This window comes from Opitutaceae bacterium TAV5, assembly GCA_000242935.3.
GTDB lineage: Bacteria > Verrucomicrobiota > Verrucomicrobiia > Opitutales > Opitutaceae > Geminisphaera.
Genome location: CP007053.1, coordinates 5,165,758 through 5,186,033 on the forward strand (window position 1 = coordinate 5,165,758; position 20,276 = coordinate 5,186,033).

At 65.7% G+C, this 20,276-nt stretch carries 19 protein-coding genes and 2 tRNA genes; 7 read left to right on the forward strand and 14 right to left on the reverse strand.

Annotation, left to right across the window (positions count from 1 at the left end; genetic code table 11):
* Position 1: 1 nt before the first annotated feature.
* From OPIT5_21945 to OPIT5_21995, 11 genes are all read right to left on the reverse strand, one after another.
* Positions 2-1,504 (reverse strand): NADH-quinone oxidoreductase subunit M, encoded by a 1,503-nt coding sequence (locus tag OPIT5_21945; protein AHF92505.1) that lies wholly within the window; start codon positions 1,502-1,504, stop codon positions 2-4.
* Between the two features lie 18 nt (positions 1,505-1,522).
* Positions 1,523-3,088, reverse strand: coding sequence for an NADH-quinone oxidoreductase subunit L (locus OPIT5_21950; protein AHF92506.1), 1,566 nt, complete (start codon positions 3,086-3,088; stop codon positions 1,523-1,525).
* Between the two features lie 120 nt (positions 3,089-3,208).
* Complete coding sequence (locus OPIT5_21955; protein ID AHF92507.1) at positions 3,209-5,230, reverse strand: NADH dehydrogenase; 2,022 nt, start codon at positions 5,228-5,230, stop codon at positions 3,209-3,211.
* 54 nt (positions 5,231-5,284) lie between these two features.
* Positions 5,285-5,632: an NADH-ubiquinone oxidoreductase subunit 4L gene (locus OPIT5_21960; GenBank protein AHF92508.1), complete on the reverse strand. Its 348-nt coding sequence runs from the start codon at positions 5,630-5,632 to the stop codon at positions 5,285-5,287.
* 1 nt (position 5,633) lies between these two features.
* Entirely contained in the window at positions 5,634-6,179 is a 546-nt protein-coding gene (locus tag OPIT5_21965) for an NADH-ubiquinone oxidoreductase (GenBank protein AHF92509.1), read from the reverse strand.
* 114 nt (positions 6,180-6,293) lie between these two features.
* On the reverse strand, positions 6,294-7,484 hold the full coding sequence (locus tag OPIT5_21970) for an NADH dehydrogenase (GenBank protein ID AHF92510.1): 1,191 nt from the start codon (positions 7,482-7,484) through the stop codon (positions 6,294-6,296).
* Between the two features lie 15 nt (positions 7,485-7,499).
* Entirely contained in the window at positions 7,500-8,150 is a 651-nt protein-coding gene (locus tag OPIT5_21975) for a 4Fe-4S ferredoxin (protein AHF92511.1), read from the reverse strand.
* A 134-nt stretch (positions 8,151-8,284) separates the two neighbouring features.
* Positions 8,285-9,370: an NADH dehydrogenase subunit D gene (locus OPIT5_21980; GenBank protein AHF92512.1), complete on the reverse strand. Its 1,086-nt coding sequence runs from the start codon at positions 9,368-9,370 to the stop codon at positions 8,285-8,287.
* Positions 9,371-9,477: 107 nt separating this feature from the next.
* Entirely contained in the window at positions 9,478-10,068 is a 591-nt protein-coding gene (locus tag OPIT5_21985) for an NADH dehydrogenase (GenBank protein AHF92513.1), read from the reverse strand.
* A gap of 30 nt (positions 10,069-10,098) precedes the next feature.
* Positions 10,099-10,698 carry an NADH-quinone oxidoreductase gene (locus OPIT5_21990; protein AHF92514.1) on the reverse strand — a complete coding sequence of 200 codons (600 nt, stop codon included), beginning with the start codon at positions 10,696-10,698 and terminating at the stop codon, positions 10,099-10,101.
* Between the two features lie 101 nt (positions 10,699-10,799).
* Positions 10,800-11,177, reverse strand: coding sequence for an NADH-quinone oxidoreductase subunit I (locus tag OPIT5_21995; GenBank protein ID AHF92515.1), 378 nt, complete (start codon positions 11,175-11,177; stop codon positions 10,800-10,802).
* Positions 11,178-11,412: 235 nt separating this feature from the next.
* Between OPIT5_21995 and OPIT5_22000 the strand changes: the two genes are divergently transcribed.
* Positions 11,413-12,432: a delta-aminolevulinic acid dehydratase gene (locus OPIT5_22000; protein AHF92516.1), complete on the forward strand. Its 1,020-nt coding sequence runs from the start codon at positions 11,413-11,415 to the stop codon at positions 12,430-12,432.
* A 64-nt stretch (positions 12,433-12,496) separates the two neighbouring features.
* Here the strand turns inward: OPIT5_22000 and OPIT5_22005 are convergent.
* Positions 12,497-12,571, reverse strand: a tRNA-Arg gene (locus tag OPIT5_22005).
* On the opposite strand from OPIT5_22005, the gene OPIT5_22010 reads away from it, so the two are divergent.
* Both OPIT5_22010 and OPIT5_22015 read left to right on the forward strand, forming a co-directional pair.
* The gene (locus OPIT5_22010; protein AHF92517.1) at positions 12,557-13,909 is read left to right on the forward strand and encodes a glycosyl transferase family 1; all 1,353 of its coding nucleotides are present in this window, start codon (positions 12,557-12,559) and stop codon (positions 13,907-13,909) included. The genes OPIT5_22005 and OPIT5_22010 overlap by 15 nt on opposite strands.
* A gap of 6 nt (positions 13,910-13,915) precedes the next feature.
* Positions 13,916-15,181, forward strand: a complete 1,266-nt coding sequence (locus OPIT5_22015) for a glycosyl transferase family 1 (protein ID AHF92518.1) — start codon at positions 13,916-13,918, stop codon at positions 15,179-15,181.
* A gap of 36 nt (positions 15,182-15,217) precedes the next feature.
* On the opposite strand, the gene OPIT5_22020 is transcribed toward OPIT5_22015, so the two are convergent.
* Both OPIT5_22020 and OPIT5_22025 read right to left on the reverse strand, forming a co-directional pair.
* On the reverse strand, positions 15,218-16,552 hold the full coding sequence (locus OPIT5_22020) for a hypothetical protein (GenBank protein AHF92519.1): 1,335 nt from the start codon (positions 16,550-16,552) through the stop codon (positions 15,218-15,220).
* Between the two features lie 185 nt (positions 16,553-16,737).
* Positions 16,738-17,751: a hypothetical protein gene (locus OPIT5_22025; protein ID AHF92520.1), complete on the reverse strand. Its 1,014-nt coding sequence runs from the start codon at positions 17,749-17,751 to the stop codon at positions 16,738-16,740.
* 261 nt (positions 17,752-18,012) lie between these two features.
* Here OPIT5_22025 and OPIT5_22030 point away from each other — a divergent pair, with 261 nt between their 5' ends.
* The 4 genes from OPIT5_22030 (at position 18,013) to OPIT5_22045 (ending at position 20,089) form a co-directional block, all read left to right on the forward strand.
* The gene (locus tag OPIT5_22030; GenBank protein AHF92521.1) at positions 18,013-18,858 is read left to right on the forward strand and encodes a beta-lactamase; all 846 of its coding nucleotides are present in this window, start codon (positions 18,013-18,015) and stop codon (positions 18,856-18,858) included.
* 172 nt (positions 18,859-19,030) lie between these two features.
* Positions 19,031-19,228, forward strand: coding sequence for a DNA-directed RNA polymerase subunit omega (locus OPIT5_22035; protein ID AHF92522.1), 198 nt, complete (start codon positions 19,031-19,033; stop codon positions 19,226-19,228).
* 168 nt (positions 19,229-19,396) lie between these two features.
* Entirely contained in the window at positions 19,397-19,873 is a 477-nt protein-coding gene (locus OPIT5_22040) for a single-stranded DNA-binding protein (protein AHF92523.1), read from the forward strand.
* Positions 19,874-19,997: 124 nt separating this feature from the next.
* Positions 19,998-20,089: transfer RNA gene (locus OPIT5_22045), tRNA-Ser, on the forward strand.
* Positions 20,090-20,276 lie beyond the last annotated feature (187 nt).

Below are 20,276 nucleotides of genomic sequence, written 5' to 3' on the forward strand. Positions count from 1 at the left end.
GTTATTTCAAGGCTGCCTGAAACAGCGGCGACTGGAGCGCGGGGTTGATCCAGTTGAGGAGCAGGTCGGGCATCAGGCCGACGAGGAGCGTCGCGGCGATGAGCAGGAACGCGCCGAGTTTTTCGGGGAGCGTGATCGGAGGGAGCGGGTGGATGTTGGCATGTGTGGTGCCGTTACCGGTTTTGCCGAAGAAGGACACCTGGATGGCGCGCAGCGTGAAGGCGGCGGCGATGAGGATGCCGAGGGCGGCAACCAGCGCCCAAAGGCGGGAGGTTTGCCAGGCTCCGATAAGGATGGAGAGTTCGGCCGGGAATCCGCTGAAGCCGGGCAGACCCATCGAGGCGAGTCCGGCGATGACAAACGTGACGGCGGCAAACGGCAGCAGGCGGTGCAGCGGCAGGGCGCGCAGGTCGGCGAGGTTGCGGGTGTGCGTGCGTTCGTAAACCATGCGGCCGACGACGGCGAAGAGGAGTCCGGCGATGATGCCGTGGGAGAACATCTGCAACACCGCGCCGCTGAGGGCGCGTTCGTTGGCGGCGGCGAGGCCGAGCAGGACAAAACCCATGTGGCTGACCGACGAGTAGCCGATGACAAATTTGAAGTCGTCCTGGATGAGTGCGATGAACCCGGCGTAAACGATGCCGATGACGGCGAGCCAGCCGATGAGCGGAGCGAAGGTGTGGTAACCTTCGGTGAAGAGCGGAATCGCCACGCGGAGGCAGCCGTAGGCGCCGAGTTTCATGACGACACCGGCGAGCAGCATGGACGCGGCGGTGGGCGCGGCGACGTGTCCCGTGGGCGCCCAGGTGTGGAAGGGAAACATGCCGGCAAGTATCGCGAAGCCGGTGAAGACGAGCGCGAACATGCCGAGTTGCTGCGCGTGCGTGAAATGCGTGGCGGCCTGGGCGAGAGTGGTGAGGGAGAAGCTCGGGGAGCCGCCGGAAAGGGAGGCGGCGGTGGCATGTGCCCAGAGGAGCCCAGCCATGACGAGGGCGCTGCCGGCAAAGGAGTAAAGGACGAGCTTCATCGCACCGTATTCGCGGTTGGTGGAGCCCCACTTCGCCACGAGAAAATATTTGGGGACGATGGCGATCTCGTAGAAGACGAAAAACACGAACGCATCCGCGCTGAGGAACACGCCGTAAACGCCGCCGATGAGCGCGAGGTAGAGGGCGAAAAACTCGCCGGTGCGGTCATTGATATTCCACGAAAAGAGAATACCGGCGAGCGCGGCGATGCTGGTGAGGACGACGAGCGTGAGGCTGATGCCGTCGGCCGCGAGGTGGTAGCTGACGCCGAGTTCGGCGATCCAGGGGAGGTTGACGAGGGTCTGGAGATCGGCGGCAGGTGTGAAGTCGAGGGCCGCGAGCGTGGTGATGACAGCGGCGGCGAGCGCCGTAATGAGCGCGGTGATACGCGCCACGGAGGGCGACCGTCGTCCGGCAACAAGCGCGAGGAGCGCGCCGGCAAAAGAAATGTAGATGGTCCAGGGAAGGAGATTCATCGGGAGAGGGTGGTCGCGTCAGCCGAGGAGGGACTGGAAGAGGTTGATGAGGAGTTGAGGCGCGAGCCCCAGCACGAACATCAGGATGATGGCGGGAGCCAGGGTGACGATTTCGACGGCGGTGAGGTCGGTGACGCGTGTGGCGTTGGCGGATACGGGTCCGTGAAAGACGCGTTGCCAGAAGGTGAGCAGGAAGAGCGCAGTGGCGAGGAGGCCGAGGCAGGCGATGGCGGCGGCGACCGGAGCGACACCGAAGACACCGCGGAAAATCAGGAATTCGCCGACAAAGCCGTTGAGACCGGGGAGGCCGAGGGAGGAAAACATCGAGATGCCGCAGAGGGCGGCAAAGACCGGGGCGACCTTGCGCACGCCGCCGAAGTCGCCGAGGCCACGCAGTCCGCCGGTGCGGCTTTCGAGGATGCCGATGCAATAAAAGAGAGCGGCGGCGGAGAGGCCGTGATTGAACATTTGCAGGAGCGTGCCGGTGAAGGCGGCGTCGAGTGTTTGCGGCGCGATGCCGTGGAGGTTGTCGGCGGCGGCGCAGGCGAAGATTGCGAGCAGGCAGTAGCCGAGATGGTTGACCGAGGAGTAGGCGATCATGCGTTTGAGGTCGGTCTGGCGGAGGGCGGCGAGAGCACCGAAGACGACGCCGGCGAGCGCGAACCAGAGAAGGACGGGCGCAGCGGCGGCGAGTTGTTCGGGGAAGATCGGGGCGAGGATGCGGAGGAATCCGTAGAGTCCCATTTTGGACATGATGCCGGTGAGGAACATCGAGGCGCCCGTGGGCGCGGCGGCGTAGGCCGAGGGGAGCCAGGTGTGAAAGGGGAAAAGCGGGACTTTTACCGCGAGGCCGAGAAACACGCCGAGAAAAACCAGCATGGGCAGGACCGGGGAGATGGCCGAGAGTTTGTCATCGAGCGCAACCGTGCCACCGAAGGCGACGAGTTCGGTGAAGGAGAGCGTGCCGGTGACGGCGTAAATCGCGGCGAAGGCGAGGAGCATGAAGGCGCTGCCGCCCATCGTGTAGATAACAAATTGATACGCGGCGCGGGAGGCGGAACCGGGGCGGGTGTTACCGCTGGCATCGGTGTTGTTGCCGTAAAGTTTTATGAGGAAGAAGGCAGGGAACAGGCTGAGTTCCCAGAAGAGGAACCAGAGAAAAAAGTCCTGCGCGAGGAAGACGCCGAGCGCCGCGCCCTGGATGAGGAGGAAGAGGATGCCCGGGAGGCGGGGAGAACCTCCCATGCTCCGCGAGGCGAGAAGCGACATGGGAGCGATGAGGCCGGTGAGGAGGACGAGAACTAGCGAGAGTCCGTCGAGGCCGAGGGCGTAATGGACGTTGAGGGAGGCGATCCAGGCGTGCTGCTCGGCGAGTTGCAGGCCGGGGGTGTCGCCGGTGGCGTCGAACGCGGGGAGGACGGCGGCGAGGGTCAGCGCAAGAGTCGAGAGGCTGAAGGCGAGCGCAAGGGTGCGGGCCGTGCGTTGTCCAGCGGGTGTGCGGGAGAGTTGTGGCAGCGCAGCGAGAAGGAGCGCACCGGCCCAGGGCGTGAAAATGAGGAGGGAAAGGAGAGGGAGGGAGGTCATTGATGGAGAAGCTGAAACGCTAAAATGCGGAAAACTGGAATCAGACTTCGGTTACGAGGCAGGGATTGGAGATTCGGGAGGGTTTCATTTCAGCTTTTCAGTTTTCAGCATTTCAGCGTTTCACAAAATACCTCCCACGATCAGCGTGACCACGAGAAGACCGACGAAGCCGAGGGCGAGGCCGGTGAGGGAGATCCGCGGGTCGCCGGTCTGCGTTTTCGAATACGCGCGCGCGGTGGTCCGGAGCGCGTCGGTGGCGGCGTCGAAACCGCCGTTGAGGTTGGTTTCGTCGGTGTCGCGCGTGACGCCGCCAGTGAAGCGGGCGAGGCCGGCCAGCGCGCGGATGGCGCCGCCCCAGATCCAGCGGTCGGCGAAGTCGGAGAGCGCGGCGGCGAAGGTGGTGAGGCGTCCGACGGTGGCGGCGTAAAATTCGTCGATGTAGAGGCGGCGGCCGAGCGCGGTGAAGAGGGCGGGGGCGGCGCGTTCGAGCGGATCGCGGGCGGCGGCGGTGGCGCGGGGGCGGCGCGCGTAGAGAGCGAGTCCGGCGCCGATGCCGATGGCGACCAGAACGATGGATGTCCACATCAGAGCGCCGCCTTCACTGAAGATGCCGTGGCCGTGAACCTCCGTGTGGCCTTCGAGCATCGTCTGCAACCAGGGCCAGGCGGGCGTGCCGAGGAAGCCGAGAGCGATGGCGCAGATGGCGAGAAGAACGAGCGGGAGCGTCATCGCGGGCGGGTTTTCCCGGGCGTGTGCGGCGGCGTGGGTGCGGGGCTTGCCGAAAAACACTTCGGCGACGAGGCGCGTCATGTAGAAGGCGGTGAGGACGACGGCGGCGAGCGCGGCGAGGAAGGGGAGTTGCGAGACGGGCCAGGCGTGCGCGCCGTGCAGGATGGCTTCCTTGGACCAGAAGCCGGAGAAGAGGAAGGGGACGCCGGAGAGCGCCATCATGCCGATGGCAAAGGTGGCGAAGGTGAGCTTCATGCGCGGGGCGAGTCCGCCGAGGTTGCGGATGTCCTGCTCGTGGTGGGCGGCGTGGATGACGGAGCCGGCGCCGAGGAAGAGGAGGGCTTTGAAGAAGGCGTGCGTGAGGAGGTGGAAGATGGCGGCGGGCCACGCGCCGACGCCGATGGCGAGCATCATGTATCCGAGTTGTGATACGGTGGAGTAGGCGAGGATGCGTTTGATGTCGTTTTGCGCGGTGGCGAGGACCGCGCCGAAGAGGGCGGTGATGGCGCCGATGGCGGCGATGACGGCGAGGGCGTCGGGCGTGAGCAGGGGCTGCACGCGGGCCATGAGGAACACGCCGGCGGCGACCATGGTGGCGGCGTGGATGAGGGCGGAGACGGGCGTGGGGCCTTCCATCGCGTCGGGGAGCCAGACGTGGAGCGGGAACTGGCCGGATTTGCCGACGGCGCCGCAGAAGATAAGCAGGCCGATGGCGGTCGAGACGGCGAGCCCGCCGGGGAGAGCGGCGGCGGCGAGGGGAGGGAGGTCGGCGAGCCGGGCGAGCACGGCGGGTTCGAGGAAACCGGCGCCGTTGTCGTAAAAAAGAAGGGTGTCGGTCGCGGCGTGCAGCCAGAGGATGCCGAGGAGGAAACCGAGGTCGCCGATGCGGGTGACGATGAAGGCCTTTTTCGCGGCGGCGGCGGCGGACGGTCGGGTGAACCAGAAACCGATGAGGAGATACGAGGCGAGGCCGACGAGTTCCCAGCAGATGAAGAGGAGCAGGAGGCTGTTGGAGATGAGGAGGCCGAGCATCGCGGCGGCGAAGAGGCTGAGGTAACAGAAAAATTTCCCGTAGTGGGGATCGTCCTTCATGTAGCCGGTGCTGAAGAGAAAAATCAGGAAACCGACGAAGGTGACCATCACGAGCATGAAGGCGGTGAGCGGGTCGAGGAGGAGGCTGAGTTCGAGGGAGAAGGCGCCGGCGTCGATCCAGTAGAGGTTGCCGGTGTAGGGGAGGTTGGGGATGGCGAGCGCCTGCCGGAGGGCGAGGCAGGAAATGACAAATGCAGCGGCCATCGCGGCGAGCGCGGCAGCGGAGGCGAGGCGGCTGCGCGCCGGGGCGAACGCGCCGATAACGAAGGCGGCGAGCGGGAGCGCGGGGATGAGCCAGAGATGCTGGACGAGAGGGTTCATGAAATCGGGAGAGAGTGGGTCACTACGGAGATACGGAGGATTCGATTTTCCGGTTCAGCCTTTCAGTTGCGCGGCGTCCTGCAGGCGGATGCCGTGGCGGTGGCGGTAGATGGCGATGATGAGGGCGAGGCCGACGGCTGCTTCGGCGGCGGCGACGGCGATGCTGAAAATCGCGAACACCACGCCGGTCGCCGGTGAGGCGTCGGCGGCGTGGGGGCCGTAGCGCCAGAAGGCGATAAAGTTGATGTTGGCCGCGTTGAGCATGAGTTCGATGCCGAGGAGGACGAGGATCGCGCTGCTGCGCGCGAGCGCCGCGGTGAGGCCGATGGTGAAGAGCGCCGCCGCAAAGAGCAGGCAGAGATGCAGCGGGCTGGAGAGGAGGTCGGAAAGGCCGGTGATCATGTCAGCGGGAGAGGGTCGCGGCGCGGCCGGCGCGGGAGGCGGACGTGTCGCGGGGTTTGTCGGTCGAGGCGAGCAGGATGGAGCCGAGCAAGGCAACGGTGAGGAGGGCGCCGATGATGAGAATGGCGGCGGCGTGTTCGCCGGTGAGTGTGTGGCCGAGCGTTTGCAGGGTGGCGTCGGGGGGAGGGGAGGTTTCGGAAGAGGAGGGGAGACGGGTGGTGAGGATGGCGGCGAAAAGCATGGCGGCGACGGCTCCGCCGGTGGCGACAGCCCAATTCAGACGGCGGCGGGTGGCGGGTGCTTCGGCGGGGTCGTCGGGCGCGCGGCGGGTGAGGACGACCGCGAAGAGAACCACCATCGAGATGGCGCCGACGTAGACGAGGACTTGCGCGAAGGCCACGAACTCGGCTCCGGCCAGGAGGTAGAACGCGGCGATGCCGATCCACGCCGGGACGAGCAGGAGTGCGGCGCGGATGATGTTGCGCAACGAGAGAGCGACGGCGGCGGTGACAAGCGTGGCGAGGGCGATGAGGAGGAGAGGGAACATGGGAAATGGAATTACGAATGACGAATGACGAGTGACGAGGCAGAGGCGGGGAGCGTCGGCATTCGGGGCGGTCGGGGAAATTCGAGACTCGTCATTGGTAATTCGTAACTGGATTCACGCATAGCGATAGATGCGGGGGCCGAGGCCGGCGCTGAGACGGCGGGCGATGAGGACATACGGGATGAGCACGATGGCGAGGGCGACGAGCCAGCGGGCGGCGAGGAGGGGGCCGGTCCAGCCGGGCGTGAGCAGCCAGAAGGCGGCGGCGGCGAGGTTGATCAGCGCGAGCGGAATCAGGAACTTCCACGCGAATTTCATGAGCTGGTCGATACGCAGGCGCAGGAGCGTGGCCCGCACCCAGATGAAGAGGAACAGGACGGCGACGAGTTTTGCGCCGAACCAGACATAGCTGGGGATGAATTGCAGGAACTCGCAGGGGGCTTGCCAGCCGCCGAGGAAGAGCGTGACACCGAGGCCGGCGAGGGCGGTCATGCCGAAATATTCGCCCATGAAAAAGAGTGCGTACTTGAAACCCGAATACTCGGTGAGATGCCCGGCGATGATCTCGCTCTCGCCTTCCGGAAGATCGAAGGGGCAACGGTTGGTTTCGGCGAGGGCGGCGACGAGAAAAATGCCGCCGCCGGCGATGCCCCAGGGCGTGAGGATGTTCCAGTGCGGAAGGATGCCGCCGAGGCTCCAGCCGCCTTGCGCATCGACGATCGAGGGAAGCGAGAGGGTGCCGGCGGCCATGACGACGGGGACGACGACGAGGAGAAGCGGGAGTTCGAAGCTGATGAGTTGCGCGAGAGCGCGCATGCCAGAGATGAGCGAGTATTTGTTGTGGCTGGACCAGCCGGCCATGAAGATGGCGAGTTCGGTGGCGGCACCGGCGGCGAAAAAGTAGAGGAGGCCGGTGTCGAGATCGAGCGCGGTGAGGTACTGCCCGCAAGGGATGACGGCGAGGCCGAGGAGCGCGAAAAAGACGGCGCAGCAGGGGGCGAGGAAGTGGAGCAGCTTGTCGGCGGTGGCGGGGATGAGGTCTTCCTTGGTCAGGGCCTTGATCGCGTCGGCAAAGGGCTGCATGAGGCCGAAGGGGCCGGTGCGGTTGGGGCCGAGGCGGTTCTGGAAACGGCCGAGGAGTTTGCGTTCCGCGACGGTCGTGAAGGCGAAAAGGAGGCCGAAGACGGTGAGGATGGAAATGATCGCGATGAGCGCGATGGCGAACCAGCGGAGGAGGGGGACGTCGGCCGGGAGGAGGGCATCGAGGAACCAGTCGCGCAAGAGAATGGGAAGGTGTTCGGGCATGGGCGGCGGGGGGGGTCAGGGTTGAGGGGCGGTTGCCGGTTTTTCCGGGGCGGGCGAGACATCCGCGCCCGTTTGTTGGGCGGCGGCCGCGGCGGCTTTCGCTTTCGCTTCGGCGGCGGCCTTGGCCGCGGCGGCGCGTTCCTCGGCCTTGCGTCTGGCTTCGGCGAGGGCGGCGTCGACGGTCGCGGCTTCGACGGGACGGATCCGGTTGTAGTAAGCGTTGGACTTGGCGAGCTGGTCGCGGTGGACGAGAAGGCCCTCATAGCGGTTGCTCGCGGTGATCTCGTAATGGTGGTCCATTTTTATGGAATCGAAGGGACACGCCTCGGCACAGATGCCGCAGCCCATGCAGACGGAAAAATCGATGTCGAAGATCGCGGGTTTTTTGAGGACTTTTCCTTTCTCGTCGCGCTGGGGGACAATGTAGATGCACTGGGGGGGGCATTCCTTTTCGCAAATCTTGCAGGCGACGCAGCGGAGTCCGTCCACGGGGCTTTTTCCCTCAATCTCGTCGAAAACGAGAAACGGAAAGCTGCGGAAATTTTCCGGAATCGCGATGCGCTGTTCAGGGTATTCGACCGTGGTGAGACGACGCGGGTCGTGATAGCTGCCAACGAGGTTTTTGGCGGTGACGACGAGTCCTTTGAGTATGCCGGTGCCGAGCATGGGGGGAATTAATAATTAAGAATCAAGAGTTAAGAATGGGGCGGCTTCGCCGTCACCTCGGAGTGCGAAAATTGAGAGGAGTTCGTGTGCATGGTTCGTTTTTTAATTCTTAATTATTAATTATTAATTTTATTTCACCGGTCTACTTCGCCGAGGACGATGTCCACGCTGCCGAGGGTGATGACGGCGTCGGCGAGCGTGCCGCCGATGCACATGTCCTCGAGGACGGTGAGGTTGATGAGAGAGGGCGGACGGATGCGGTAACGGTACGGTTGCGGCGAACCGTCGCTGACGAGGTGAAACCCGAGTTCGCCTTTCGGGCCTTCGATGCGGGCGTAGGCTTCGCCGGCCTTGGGGCGGAGTCCGCGGGATTTGGCCTTCGGATCGGTGACGGGGCCGGCGGGGATGTCGCGCAGGGCCTGTTGCAGGATTTTTACGGATTCGCGCATTTCGAGCATGCGCATCATGTAGCGGTCGTAGGTGTCGCCGTGGGCGCCGAGGGGGACGCGGAAATCGAAGCGGTCGTAAATGGAGTAGGTATCCACTTTGCGGATATCGTACGGAACGCCGCTGGCGCGGAGCATGGGACCGGTGATGCCGGCGTTGATGGCGAGGTCGGCGGGGAGGATTCCCGTGCCTTGCGTGCGGGCGAGGAGGATTTCGTTGGTGGTGAGGAGGGCGTCCTGTTCGTCGAGGTAGCGGGCGAAATCGTCCTCCAGGTAAGTCTTGAGTTTCGCCAGCCACTCGGGGGAAAGGTCCACGCGGACGCCGCCGAAGCGCATGTAGTTGCACATCATCCGGGAGCCGGTGAGCTCCTCGATGAGGTCGAGCATGCGCTCGCGTTCGCGCAGCGAGTAGAGAAGCGGGGTGAAGGAGGTGCCGAGGTCGTTGAGGAGGAAACCGACGAGGCAGGCGTGGTTGATGAGGCGGGCGAGTTCACCGACGATGACGCGGACGTATTCGCCACGCTCGGGGACGGTGAGGCCGGCGAGTTTTTCGACGGCGTGCACGTAGGCCCAGTTGTTGGTGAGCGAGGAGAGGTAGTCGAGACGGTCGGTGTAGGGGATGCTGGCGAGATACGTGGTGTTCTCGGCGAGTTTTTCGTGGTTGCGGTGGAGATAGCCGAAAACGGGTTTGAGTTTGACGACAATCTCGCCGTCGAGCGTGGCCACCATCCGGAAAACGCCGTGCGTCGAGGGGTGGTGCGGGCCCATCGAGATTTCGAGGAGATCGCCGTGGTAATGGTCGCGCGTCGCGCGGACGCGCGATGGCCCGGGACTCAGGGTTTCGGGTTCAGGGCGGGAAGAGGTGTGCGTGGCGGTGCTGGTCATGCGGTGGCCTCCGTGGCGGTCGCGGGATAGTGAGCCTTGGCGCGGGTGAGGACGTCGTCGTGCGGGGTGGGTTCCCATTCGTAGTCGTCGGGGGAAACGTAGTCCTTGCGCATGGGGTGGTCCTTGAATTCGTCCCACATGAGGAGGCGGCGGAGATCGGGATGGCCTTCGAAAACGATGCCGTAGAGATCAAAAATCTCGCGTTCCTGGAACTCGCAGGAACGCCAGACAGGGGTGAGCGAGGGCAGGGTGACGGCGTCGGTGCGGTTGGCGGTGCGCAGGCGGAGGATGACGGGGGCGCTGGTTTTCTGCGCTATCGAATAGAGATGGTAAACGGCTTCGAGGTAGCCGGAGGAGGAACCGGCGGTCTTGCCGGGCCAGTCGAGGCCGGTGACGTTGGCGCAGTAGTCGAGGCGCGTGGCGGGGTCGTCGCGGAGGAAGGCGGCGATGTCGCGGGCGCGGGAGTGGCCGGCGGCGGTGACGAGCAGGCTGTGTTGCGCGGAGGGGCCGGGGTTGGCGACGGGTTCGATGACGTCGGCGCCGAAGCGGTCGGCGAGGCGGGCGTGGAGTGGATCGAGGGTTTCCATGGTGGCGGCAGCGGAGGGAGGACGCGGCGGTCAGGGTTTGTCGGGACGGACGAGGGAAGCGGCGGGACGCCAGACGGCGGGGTTGTGCGGCGGGACGATATCGTGATCTCCGTATTCGGGTACGGGATACGCGCCATCGTTGTCGGTGCGAAGGTGGCGGGGGCGATCGGGGCCGGTGAGTTTTTCGGCGCGGATCTTCTTCTGGAGCTCGATCAGTCCGTTGAGGAGAGCTTCGGGGCGGGGCGGACAGCCGGGGATGTAGACATCGACAGGGATGAAGCGGTCCACGCCCTTGAGGACATTGTAGCCTTGCTTGAAGGGGCCGCCGGAGATGGAGCACGCGCCCATGGCGATGCAGTATTTGGGCTCGGCCATCTGGTTCCAGATGCGCACGACTTGCGGCGCCATTTTTTTGGTGACGGTGCCGGAGACGATCATGAGGTCGGCCTGGCGCGGGGAGGCTCGGAAAATCTCGGCGCCGAAGCGGGCGATGTCGAAGCGCGCGGCGGCGACGGCGATCATCTCGATGGCGCAGCAGGCGAGGCCGAACTGGAGGGGCCAGATGGAACGGGTGCGGCCCCAATTGTAGATTTCGTTGAAGGTGGTGAGAAGGACACCCTGCTGCCGCAGGGATTCGCGCTCTTCGGCGGTGACGGTGGGAGACGCGTGCGGGGCGGGGATGGGGGTGGAGGGGGAATCGCTCATGGTGTGGGTTGCAGGCGGGGCGGGGGTTATTTCCATTCGAGGTGTCCGCGTTGCCAGGCCCAGACGAGGCCCTCGGCGAGGAGCAGGATGAAGGCGAGGAGCACGAAAAGCGCGGCGGCGGGCAGGCCGGTGAAAACGACGGCGGCGGGGAGCAAAAAAAGAACCTCCACGTCGAAGATCAGGAAGAGGATCGCGTAGAGGTAATAATGGGCGCGAAACTGGATCCACGAATCGCCTCCGGACGGGAGGCCGCATTCGTAGATGGCGTTTTTCTCGGCGCCGGGTTTGGGCGGCTGGAAAACCCGGAACCAGAGTTGCGCCACCAGAATCAGGGCGAGCGGAAAGACCGCGGCAATGGCGACGAAGAGCGCGAGAAAGGCATAGGGATGGTCGGAGGCGGTCATGGTTTCGGTCAAGGTCACGAAAAAAAACCGTGCACCGTACTGAAAACCACACCGCCAGAACCATCGCAACGGACAAGCCGGAGTGTTTCTTGTGGAAAGCTGCGCATGTTTTTCCGGATGCACAGCCGGCATAACGGGCCTGGCAGGAGGGCGTGAAAATGGGGTGGCCGGGCGCGGAAGAGCCTGTATGATGCGGATTTCCTTCCCGTCAGATTTCGTATTCGTTTTTCAGGACATGGCCACCTCCAACACCTCCTTCTCACTCGACCTGATCCACCGTCCGCGCCGTCTGCGGCGCACGGCCAGCCTCCGCGCCCTCGTGCGCGAGACGGTGCTGACGCCGGCCAACCTCATCGCGCCGCTGTTCGTGGTCGAGGGGGATGCGCCGCCGGAGGAGATCGGCTCGATGCCGGGCGTTTTCCGCTACGGGATCGCCGATCTCGTCGAGGAATGCCGGATATTGCACAATCTTGGCGTGCCGGCCGTGGCGCTGTTTCCGAAGCTCGACCCGGCGCTGAAAGACGAGACCGGCAGCGCGGCGCTGGACGAGGATGCGCTCGTGTTGCGCGCGGTGCGTGCGGTGAAGGAATCGGTGCCGGGCATAACGGTCGTGACCGATGTGGCGCTCGATCCGTACACGAACCACGGCCACGACGGCGTGCTCAACGCCGCGGGCGACGATGTGGAGAACGACCGCACGGTCGGCATCCTGACGCGCATGGCGGTGATGCAGGCGCGGGCGGGCGTGGACCTGGTGGCGCCGAGCGACATGATGGACGGCCGCGTCGGCGCGATCCGGCGCGCGCTGGATGCGGCGGGTTTTCAGCAGACGGGCGTGATGGCGTACTCGGCGAAATTCAACTCGGCCTATTACGGTCCGTTCCGCGACGCGGTCGGCAGCGCGCAGGCGGCGGGCACGCGGTTGCTCGGCAAGGCGACCTACCAGCTCGACCCGGCCAACCGCCGCGAGGCGATCGCGGAGGCGGCGCTCGACGAGGCGGAGGGGGCGGACATCATCATGGTGAAACCGGCCGGCATCTACCTGGACATTATCCGCGACGTGCGCGAACGGACGCAGAAGCCGGTGGCGGCGTACCAGATTTCCGGCGAGTACGCGCAGATCCAGGCGGCGGCGCGGCTGGGCTGGCTGGACCTGGCGCGGACGCGCGACGAGTCGCTGCTGGCGATCCGGCGGGCCGGGGCGGACATGATACTGACGTATTTCGCCAAGGAGACGGCGAAGGCGCTGGCATGAGCGACGGTGGAGCCATCCGTGGCAGTCAGGTCGTGGTCATGAGGGAAACCGTCGACGTTTTTTCTGGTGCAAGCGCCGGGAGTCGAACCCGGATCAACGGCTTCGGAGACCGCTACACTATCCATTGTGCTACGCCTGCGCGCAGAAAAACCGAGCGGCGAGACAAAGGGGGGTTGCGGGTGGCGTCAAGCTCCGGGCGGCGCGAGGCGACGATTCGGGCCGGCCGCGGCGGGCGGCGGGCAGGGTGGAGGCGCGGACGCAGCCTCTCCGCATGAAACCTTTGCCGTCCATGCGCCCGCTGTTTTTGCTGACCCACGAATTCTGGCCGCGACGCGGCGGGATCGCCACGTATTGCGAGGAAATGGCCCGGGCAGCGGCGCTGGCGGCGGGAGGACGAGGCGTGGAGGTGTGGGCGCCGGCGTTGCGACCGGGGGAGCCGGAGCGCGCCGGCTGGCCGTTTGCAGTGAGGCGGCTGCCGCTGCGCGGGACGCACGACCTGGGCTGCCGGCTGGCGATGGCGCGGTTTCTGGTGGGCGAGCGGCGGCGGTTGCGGCGGGCGTTGGTGCACCTCGCCGAGCCGGGTCCGATGCTGGCGGCGATGCTGTTGCAGCCATGGCGGACATTTTGCCCGCAACGGATGATCCTGACATTTCACGGCTCGGAGGTGCTGAAATTTCATGCGGACCCGGTGATCCGCCTGCTGGCGCGCCGGCTGATCCGGCGGGCATGGCGGGTGAGCACACTGACGCAGTATGCGCGCCGGTTGTTGTGCGAGTGTTTTCCGGAAGCGGCGGGCAAGGTGGTGCTCGCGCCGGGGGCGCTGCGGAGCGGATGGGAGGCTGCCGGGCAGGACGGTGAACCAGACGGCGAAGGGGAGCGGAGCAGCGGTGCCGCCGGTCCGGACGGGCGGCGGCTGGTGGTCCTGACGGTGGGGCGGCTGCATCCGCGCAAGGGGCAGGCACAGACACTGGCCGCGCTGGCGGCTCTGCCGGAGGCGTGGCGGCGGCGGGTGGAATACCGGATGGCGGGGACGACCAACCGGCCGGGCTACGAGGCGGAATTGCGCGAAGCGGCGCGGCGGGCCGAGGCGGAAGGGCTGGCGGTGCGCTTCCTGGGCGACGTGCCGGACGGGGAACTGGGCGCGGCGTATGCGGAGGCGGATATTTTTGCGCTCACGTCGGTGGAGCACGGACACAGCGTGGAAGGATTCGGGCTGGTCTATCTCGAGGCGTCGGCGCACGGCTTGCCGGTCGTGGCGCACGCTATCGGCGGGGTGGCGGAGGCGGTGCACGACGGGGAGACGGGTTTGCTCGTCCGGCCGGGACCGGGATCGGGTGAGTTGCTGACGGAAGCGTTTGCGCGGCTGCTCGGGGATGCGGCATTGCGGCGGCGGCTGGGCGCGGCGGGGCGCGCGTGGGCCCGGAAAAATTCATGGGCGGACTCGGCGCGGGTGCTGTACGGGGAAGACCTCGACTGAACGGGAATGAAGATCTGCATCCTCCAGGATTTTTTGCGCAATGGCGGCACCGAGCGGCAGACGGTGCTGCTCGCCCGGGCATTCGCGGCGGAGGGGCATGCGGTGACGGTGCTGACGTTCCGGCCCGGCGGCGTGCTGGCGGCAGGGCTGGCGGAAACGGGCGGGAGGACGCCCGCGGAACACGGGCCGGAAGCCCATGCCACGTCGGAATCAGGGGCAGGATGCCCATGCCACGTTGCGGGCGGGACGCCCGCGCCACAGCGCCCGCGGCACGAGGTGTTGCAGCCGTTCGACACGCGGATCAACGGCTTCGCCCCGGGGCTGGCGCGGCGGCTGCGGCGGATCGCGCCGGATGTGGTGCTGTGCATGGGGCGGATGGCGAATGGCCGGGGCGCGCTCGTGAAGCGGACACTGCCGGGCGCGGTGGTCGTGGGAACGCTTCGCACGGGCAAGGCGTTGCAGCGGGCGTTCCGGGAATCGCTGCACGCGGTCGATCACGTGGTGGCCAACAGCGGCGACTCGGCGGAGACGTTGACGCGGGTGCAGGGCGTGCCGGCGGAGCGGGTCTCGGTGATTTACAACGGGCTGGTGTTCCCGGCGGATGCCGGAGGCGATTCGAGGGGGCGCGACAGCGGCGCAGGAGACGCTATCGGTAGCGGGGCGGAGCAGGCGGGCGGAGTGGAAAAACTGTCCGCGACGAAGGCGCCGGGAGCGGTCGTCTTGCTGTGCGTCGGCATGTTTCGTCCGGAGAAAAACCAGCGGGCGCTGATCGAGGCGGCGGCGCGGTTGCCAAAAAATCCGGCGTGGGAACTGTGGCTGGCGGGCGAGGGGCCGGCGCGCGCGGAGTGCGAGGCGCTGGCGCGGCGACTGGGGATGGCGGAGCGGGTGAGGTTTTTCGGGTTTCTGGCCGATCCGGCGCCGCTTTACCGGGCGGCGGATGTGGCGGTGCTGGCGTCGCGGGCGGAGTCGTTGTCCAATTTTCTGATCGAGGCGCAGGCGCACGGGTTGCCGGCGGTGGCCGCGGAGGTGACGGGAGCGCGCGAGTGCCTGCGCGAGGGCGTCAGCGGAGTGGTGGTGCCGGCGGGCGACGCGGCGGCGATGGCGGCGGCGTGGCGGGTGTATATCGAAAATCCGGATACGCGCCGCGCCGCGGGGGAGGCGGCGCGGGCGTTCGCGCGGGCGACCTTCGATCCGGCGCGGCAGACGGCGGCGTACCTGGACCTGTTCGCACGGCTGCGGAACAGGCCGGCGGGGCGGGCGCCGCGGGGATAGCGCGGCGCGCCGCGGCGTCGGGGGAGGGGGGAGCGGTCAGTCCTCGTCGTCGTTTTCGGGTTCGGGGAAGTGGCGCTCCACCCGCACGCGGCGCAGGCGCTCGGCGTGAACATCGGCGGCGATGATGACAAATTCCCCGACGGAGACCGATTCGCCGCGGCGGGGGAACTTGCCGAAGTGGCGCTGCGCCCACATCGAGACGGTCTCCTTGGGCAGCCATTCGAAGGTCCAGCCGGTCTCGGCCTGGAGTTCGCGCATGGTGAGCACGCCGCTGACGACAATGTAGTTTTCCCCGTGTTCGAAGATGGGTCCGTTCTCGATGTCGAACTCGTCGCGGATGTCGCCGACGATTTCCTCGAGCACGTCCTCGAACGACACGATGCCGGCCGTCTTGCCCTCGGCGTCGAGCACGATGGCGAGGTGGTTGCGCGAGGAGCGGAAGAGCTCGAGCATCGTGTGGATCGGCGTGCGCAGGGTGAAGGTGAGCGCCGGGCGGACGAGGGGCTCGACGGGCGCATCGATGCCGAGGGCGTGAATCTGCCAGAGCCATTCGCGGACGAGGAGGATGCCGTCGATATCATCGAGCGAACCGCGGCACACGGGAAACCGGCTGTGGCCCTGGACCTGGGCGAAGCGGAGGTTTTCCTCGTTGGGCTTGTCGAGCCAGAGCGCCTGGATCTGGTCGCGCGGGCGCATGATCTGCTGGGCCTGGATTTCGCGCAGGCGCAGCGAGCGGATCATGAGCTTGTTGATGAGCGAATCGCCCGGATGCGAATGGCGGGCATGGCTGAGCACGTATTCGAGTTCCTCGCGGCTGAAGGCGTGTTCGCCCTCGCCGGCGGGGTCGAGCCCGGCCCAGCGCAGGAAGAGATTGGCGGTGCCGTTGAGCGTCCAGATAAAGGGGAACAGGATAACGTAAAAAAACATCAGCGGCCCCGCAGTGAAGACCGAGACGGCCTTGGGGCGCTGGATGGCGAGCGATTTGGGCGCGAGTTCGCCGAAAATGATGTGGAGGAAGGTAATGACCGCAAAGGCCACGGCAAATGACACCGAGCTGACCGTGGCCGGAGAGGTGATGCCGAAATGCCCGAGGAGCGGTGCGATGCGGTGGGCGATGAACGGCTCGCCGACCCAGCCGAGGCCAAGGCTGGCGAGCGTGATGCCGAGCTGCGTGGCGGAGAGCGAGGCATCGAGTTTCTGCGTGGCGGTGATGGCGAGCTTCACGCGCCATCCGCCTGACTTGATCATGGGCTGGAGCTGGCTGGCGCGCACCTTGACGAGGGCGAATTCCGCCGCAACGAAGAACCCGTTGGCGGCGACCAGAATGAGAACGACGATCACCTCAAGGGTGATTCCCAGGAATGTTTGCATTGCGACGCTGGCGACAGTGTGGGTGAAAGCGCGGTCGTCCAGTATTCAGATGCGAAACACTCTCACAACGAGTGGTACGGGAGTTGTTTGTTTGGTCGCAACTCTTTGGAAATCAGGATAAAAGGAGGGGTATTTCGTCGATGAGTGATAATTTTTATGAAAAGGGGTACCGGACGGGGTAAAGTTCACTTCTCGCTCAGCCGGACGCCGGGGGGCAGGGCCTCGCGGATATCGCTGGTGAGGGTGCCGTCCTGGAAACGCACGAGACGGGAGGAGGGGCTTTTCAGGTCGTTGTACCAGGTGGCCTGGCCACCGAGAAACACGATCCATCCGCCTTCGCCTTGGTAGGGGCTGTCGGGTGCCCAGGTGCCGTCGGCGCGCAGGCCGCGTGTCCAGGCGACCGGAGTGGTGGACCGCATGGCGGCGGTGATGCCGCCGAGCGGGACCACGACGTCGGGCGTGCTTTGCCGGAACGCGGAGTCGATGGCGCGGGAGGCGCGAGGACCGTCACCGGGCGCGAGCACCGTCGTGACGCCGGCGGGAGCCCGGCCGTGGGCAAACCACACGCTGGCGTCGTCGAGCCCGGCGTCGGCGGCGAGCTGACGGGCGTAGTCGTGGATCGTTGCGGCTTGCGGCAGCTTGTTGCTGTGCTCGGTCGCGTAGATCAGCGAGGCCTGGCCGATCTGGCGGAGATTGCTGCCGTCGACGGCGCGGGCAGCCGTCGTGCGAACCTTGCCAATGGTCGGAATAACGATCGAGGCAACGATGCCGCCCGCCACGAGCAGGCCGAAGACGAACGCGATCCGGCACCAGAACCGGGCGGCGCGGGATGCCTTGGCAGCTCCGGCATAGTCGCCTGCATCGTAGCGGGAATTGACGCGCGAGGCGTGGATGATCGCCGGGATGCCGGGAAGGAGAGCACAAAACAGGGTTACGAGAACGGACGGCAGCAGGTACGTGGACGGCCTGGCAGGGGGAGTCGCGACGTCATCGGCTGCGCCTGCGGTCGTGCTGGCGTCCGACGCAAGCTGCGGAGGTTGCAGGCTGTTGAGGACATCGGCGACGGGGATCCAGCCCGGCATGCCTTCGCGCCAGGCCAGATCTCCCGGGAGAAGCTGGCCGGTTTCCAGAAACGTCCGGATTTCGGCGAGGGTCCAGATGCCGATTTCCTGTCCGTTGCGGGCGATGTGGTATTTCATATGTTTTCGTAAAAAGACGGGCGGATAAACGAACCGGGAGAGCCGGGCAGGAGGGAAGAGGCGCGTCCGGCTCTCCGGCAATCTTGCGCGGAACATTGGTTCTTCGGCAAGACCGGAGGCTGCGGAGGGGGCGGGGGGGTGGCGGAAGAGTCCGGATGCCGGAACGCCGGAGAATGCAACGAGGCGGAGGGATAGTGCGGACGCCGGCGGCAGGGCCGGGTTGTCATTGCGCGGAGACGGCAAACGCCTATTGTGCTCCGCATGGTCACCGAACACGCACCGCTGGAAGACGAACTGGGCGACGTGCTGGAAAAGGCCCTCCGTTGCGCCGGGCTGACGGAGGCGGCCTTGGCCGAGCGCACGGGCATCGACCGCGAACGCATCGCCGACGCCATCGCCTGGCGCAACGAACTGTCGCCGGAGGAATGCCGCGCGCTGGCGGCGGCGTTGTCGCTCAACGAGGTGGGCGTGCAGGCGCTGGCCGCCGGAAAGTATCCGTTGCCGCAGATCACCGGCCTCCCGTTTTGCCTGTATCCGTTGCGCATGACGCACGGGATCGGTGTCACCAACGCCTACATCGTGGCGGATTGCCGGCAGGACCACGGCGTGCTGTTCGACACGGGCAACGATCCGGGTGCGCTGCAACGCCAGTGGCCGGCGGCGATCACGCGGCTGGATGCCGTGTTCATCACCCATGCGGAACGCGAACACCTCGGCGGCCTGCCGGAAGTGCGGCGGCGGTTCGGCGCGGTGCCGGTCTTCGCACCGGTGGAGTCGGGCGTCCCGGGTGCGACCGAAATCGGCGAGGGCTCGCGGCTGGTTTTTGGCGCGGCGGAAGTCGAGGTGCTGGCGACGCCCGGCCATGCCGAGGCGCACCACTGTTACATCGTGCGCGCCCCCCGGGCCTGCAAGGGCGTGCCGCTGCTGGTGTCGGGCGACCTCCTGTTCGCCGGTTCGGTGGGCGGGGCCTATTTTTGTACGAAGCGGCTGAAAGCCCATCTGGCGCGTGTGCTCGCCGCGCTGCCGCCCGAAGCGGTGGTGGCGCCCGGACACGGCCCGCTGACGACGATCGGCAATGAACGGGCCTGCAACCCGTTTGTGGTTTGAAGTCCCCGGAGGGGAATGCCGGCGCGGAGAAGGGAAGCGAAAGAAAAAGAGAGGCGCAGGCGGGGGAGAGGGATGGGGATAGGGGGTGACTCGGGGGAAAATAACGCCTTGACCGCGGATCGGCGCAGGCGTTTTGTTTCCGGTTCGCCCATTTTTACCAGAACCACGCACTATGAGAGACGATTACCTGAAAGAAGCGCAAAAGGTCATTACCGACCCCAACCTGCTCATCAACGTGGTGTCCCGCCGCGTCAAGCAGCTCCGGCGCGGTCATCGCCCGCTGGTGGAGTCACTTGAAAAACTCGCTCCCGAGGACATCGCCCTGCGCGAGATCATCGAGGGCAAGATCACTTACGAGGTGGCCGCCTGACGGTTGCCTCCCCGGAGGCGATGGCACGGAAAGCTGTCGCCGTTGTTTGTCAGTTTCACCTGTTTTCAATTATTCGACCGTCATCCGGGACGCCTGCGGCAATCGCGGCATTTTCGGTGACGGTTTTTCGTTACGCACCGGCAAACGGTGCAGATCCCTCCTTCAGTCATGTGTGCCGCCAGGAAGAAAGATTCGAAACGCTATACGGAAGTCCGCAACGCCAAGGCGCTGCGCGACTACACGGTGGAGGAGCGTTTCGAGGCGGGCATCCAGCTCAGGGGCACCGAGGTCAAGTCGATCCGCGCCGGCCGGGCGCAGATCAACGATGCCTTCGGCCGCTTCGAGAAAGGGGAACTCTGGCTCTACAACGCGCATATCGAGGAGTACGCGTTCGGCAGCATTTACAACCACGATGCCCGGCGCATCCGGAAACTGCTTCTGCACAAGCACCAGATCCGGAAGATCGCGCAGGCGTTGCAGGTGGGGGGCCGGGCGCTGGTGCCGTTGCGGATGTACTTCAAGGAAGCGCTGGTGAAGGTCGAACTCGCGATCGGCATGGGCAAGAAACTTTATGACAAGCGCGACGACATGCGGAAGCGCGAGCAGGTGATGGAGGTAAAAAAGGCTTTCAAGTATCGAATGTAAGCAGGTGCGACGGCTGCGGGTGGCGAAGGGGAGGGGGCGCTCGGGGCAGGGTGAGGGATAAAATCGGGCAAGAAAGGCCTTGCACTTTTTGGTCCGGCCCGTTGCCTCGGTGGCTCCCACTTCCGGAGAGGTGGCTGAGTGGTCGATAGCGGCGCTTTGCTAAAGCGTTGTAGGTGTAACAGCCTACCGGGGGTTCGAATCCCCCCCTCTCCGCCAGTTTACTTTGGCTCTGAACCGTTTTTTTGATCGCTAAAAATCGCTCAACTTACTGATAGTCATTAAATTACGTAAGTGTCATTTTTACGGTTCATGCGATAAGTTCTGCTTTAGGGATTGGCCGAACGTTGCGAAAGAGGCTCCGGGAACGTCCTGCGGGAGGGATCGCTAAAATTTTCGGCGTGAA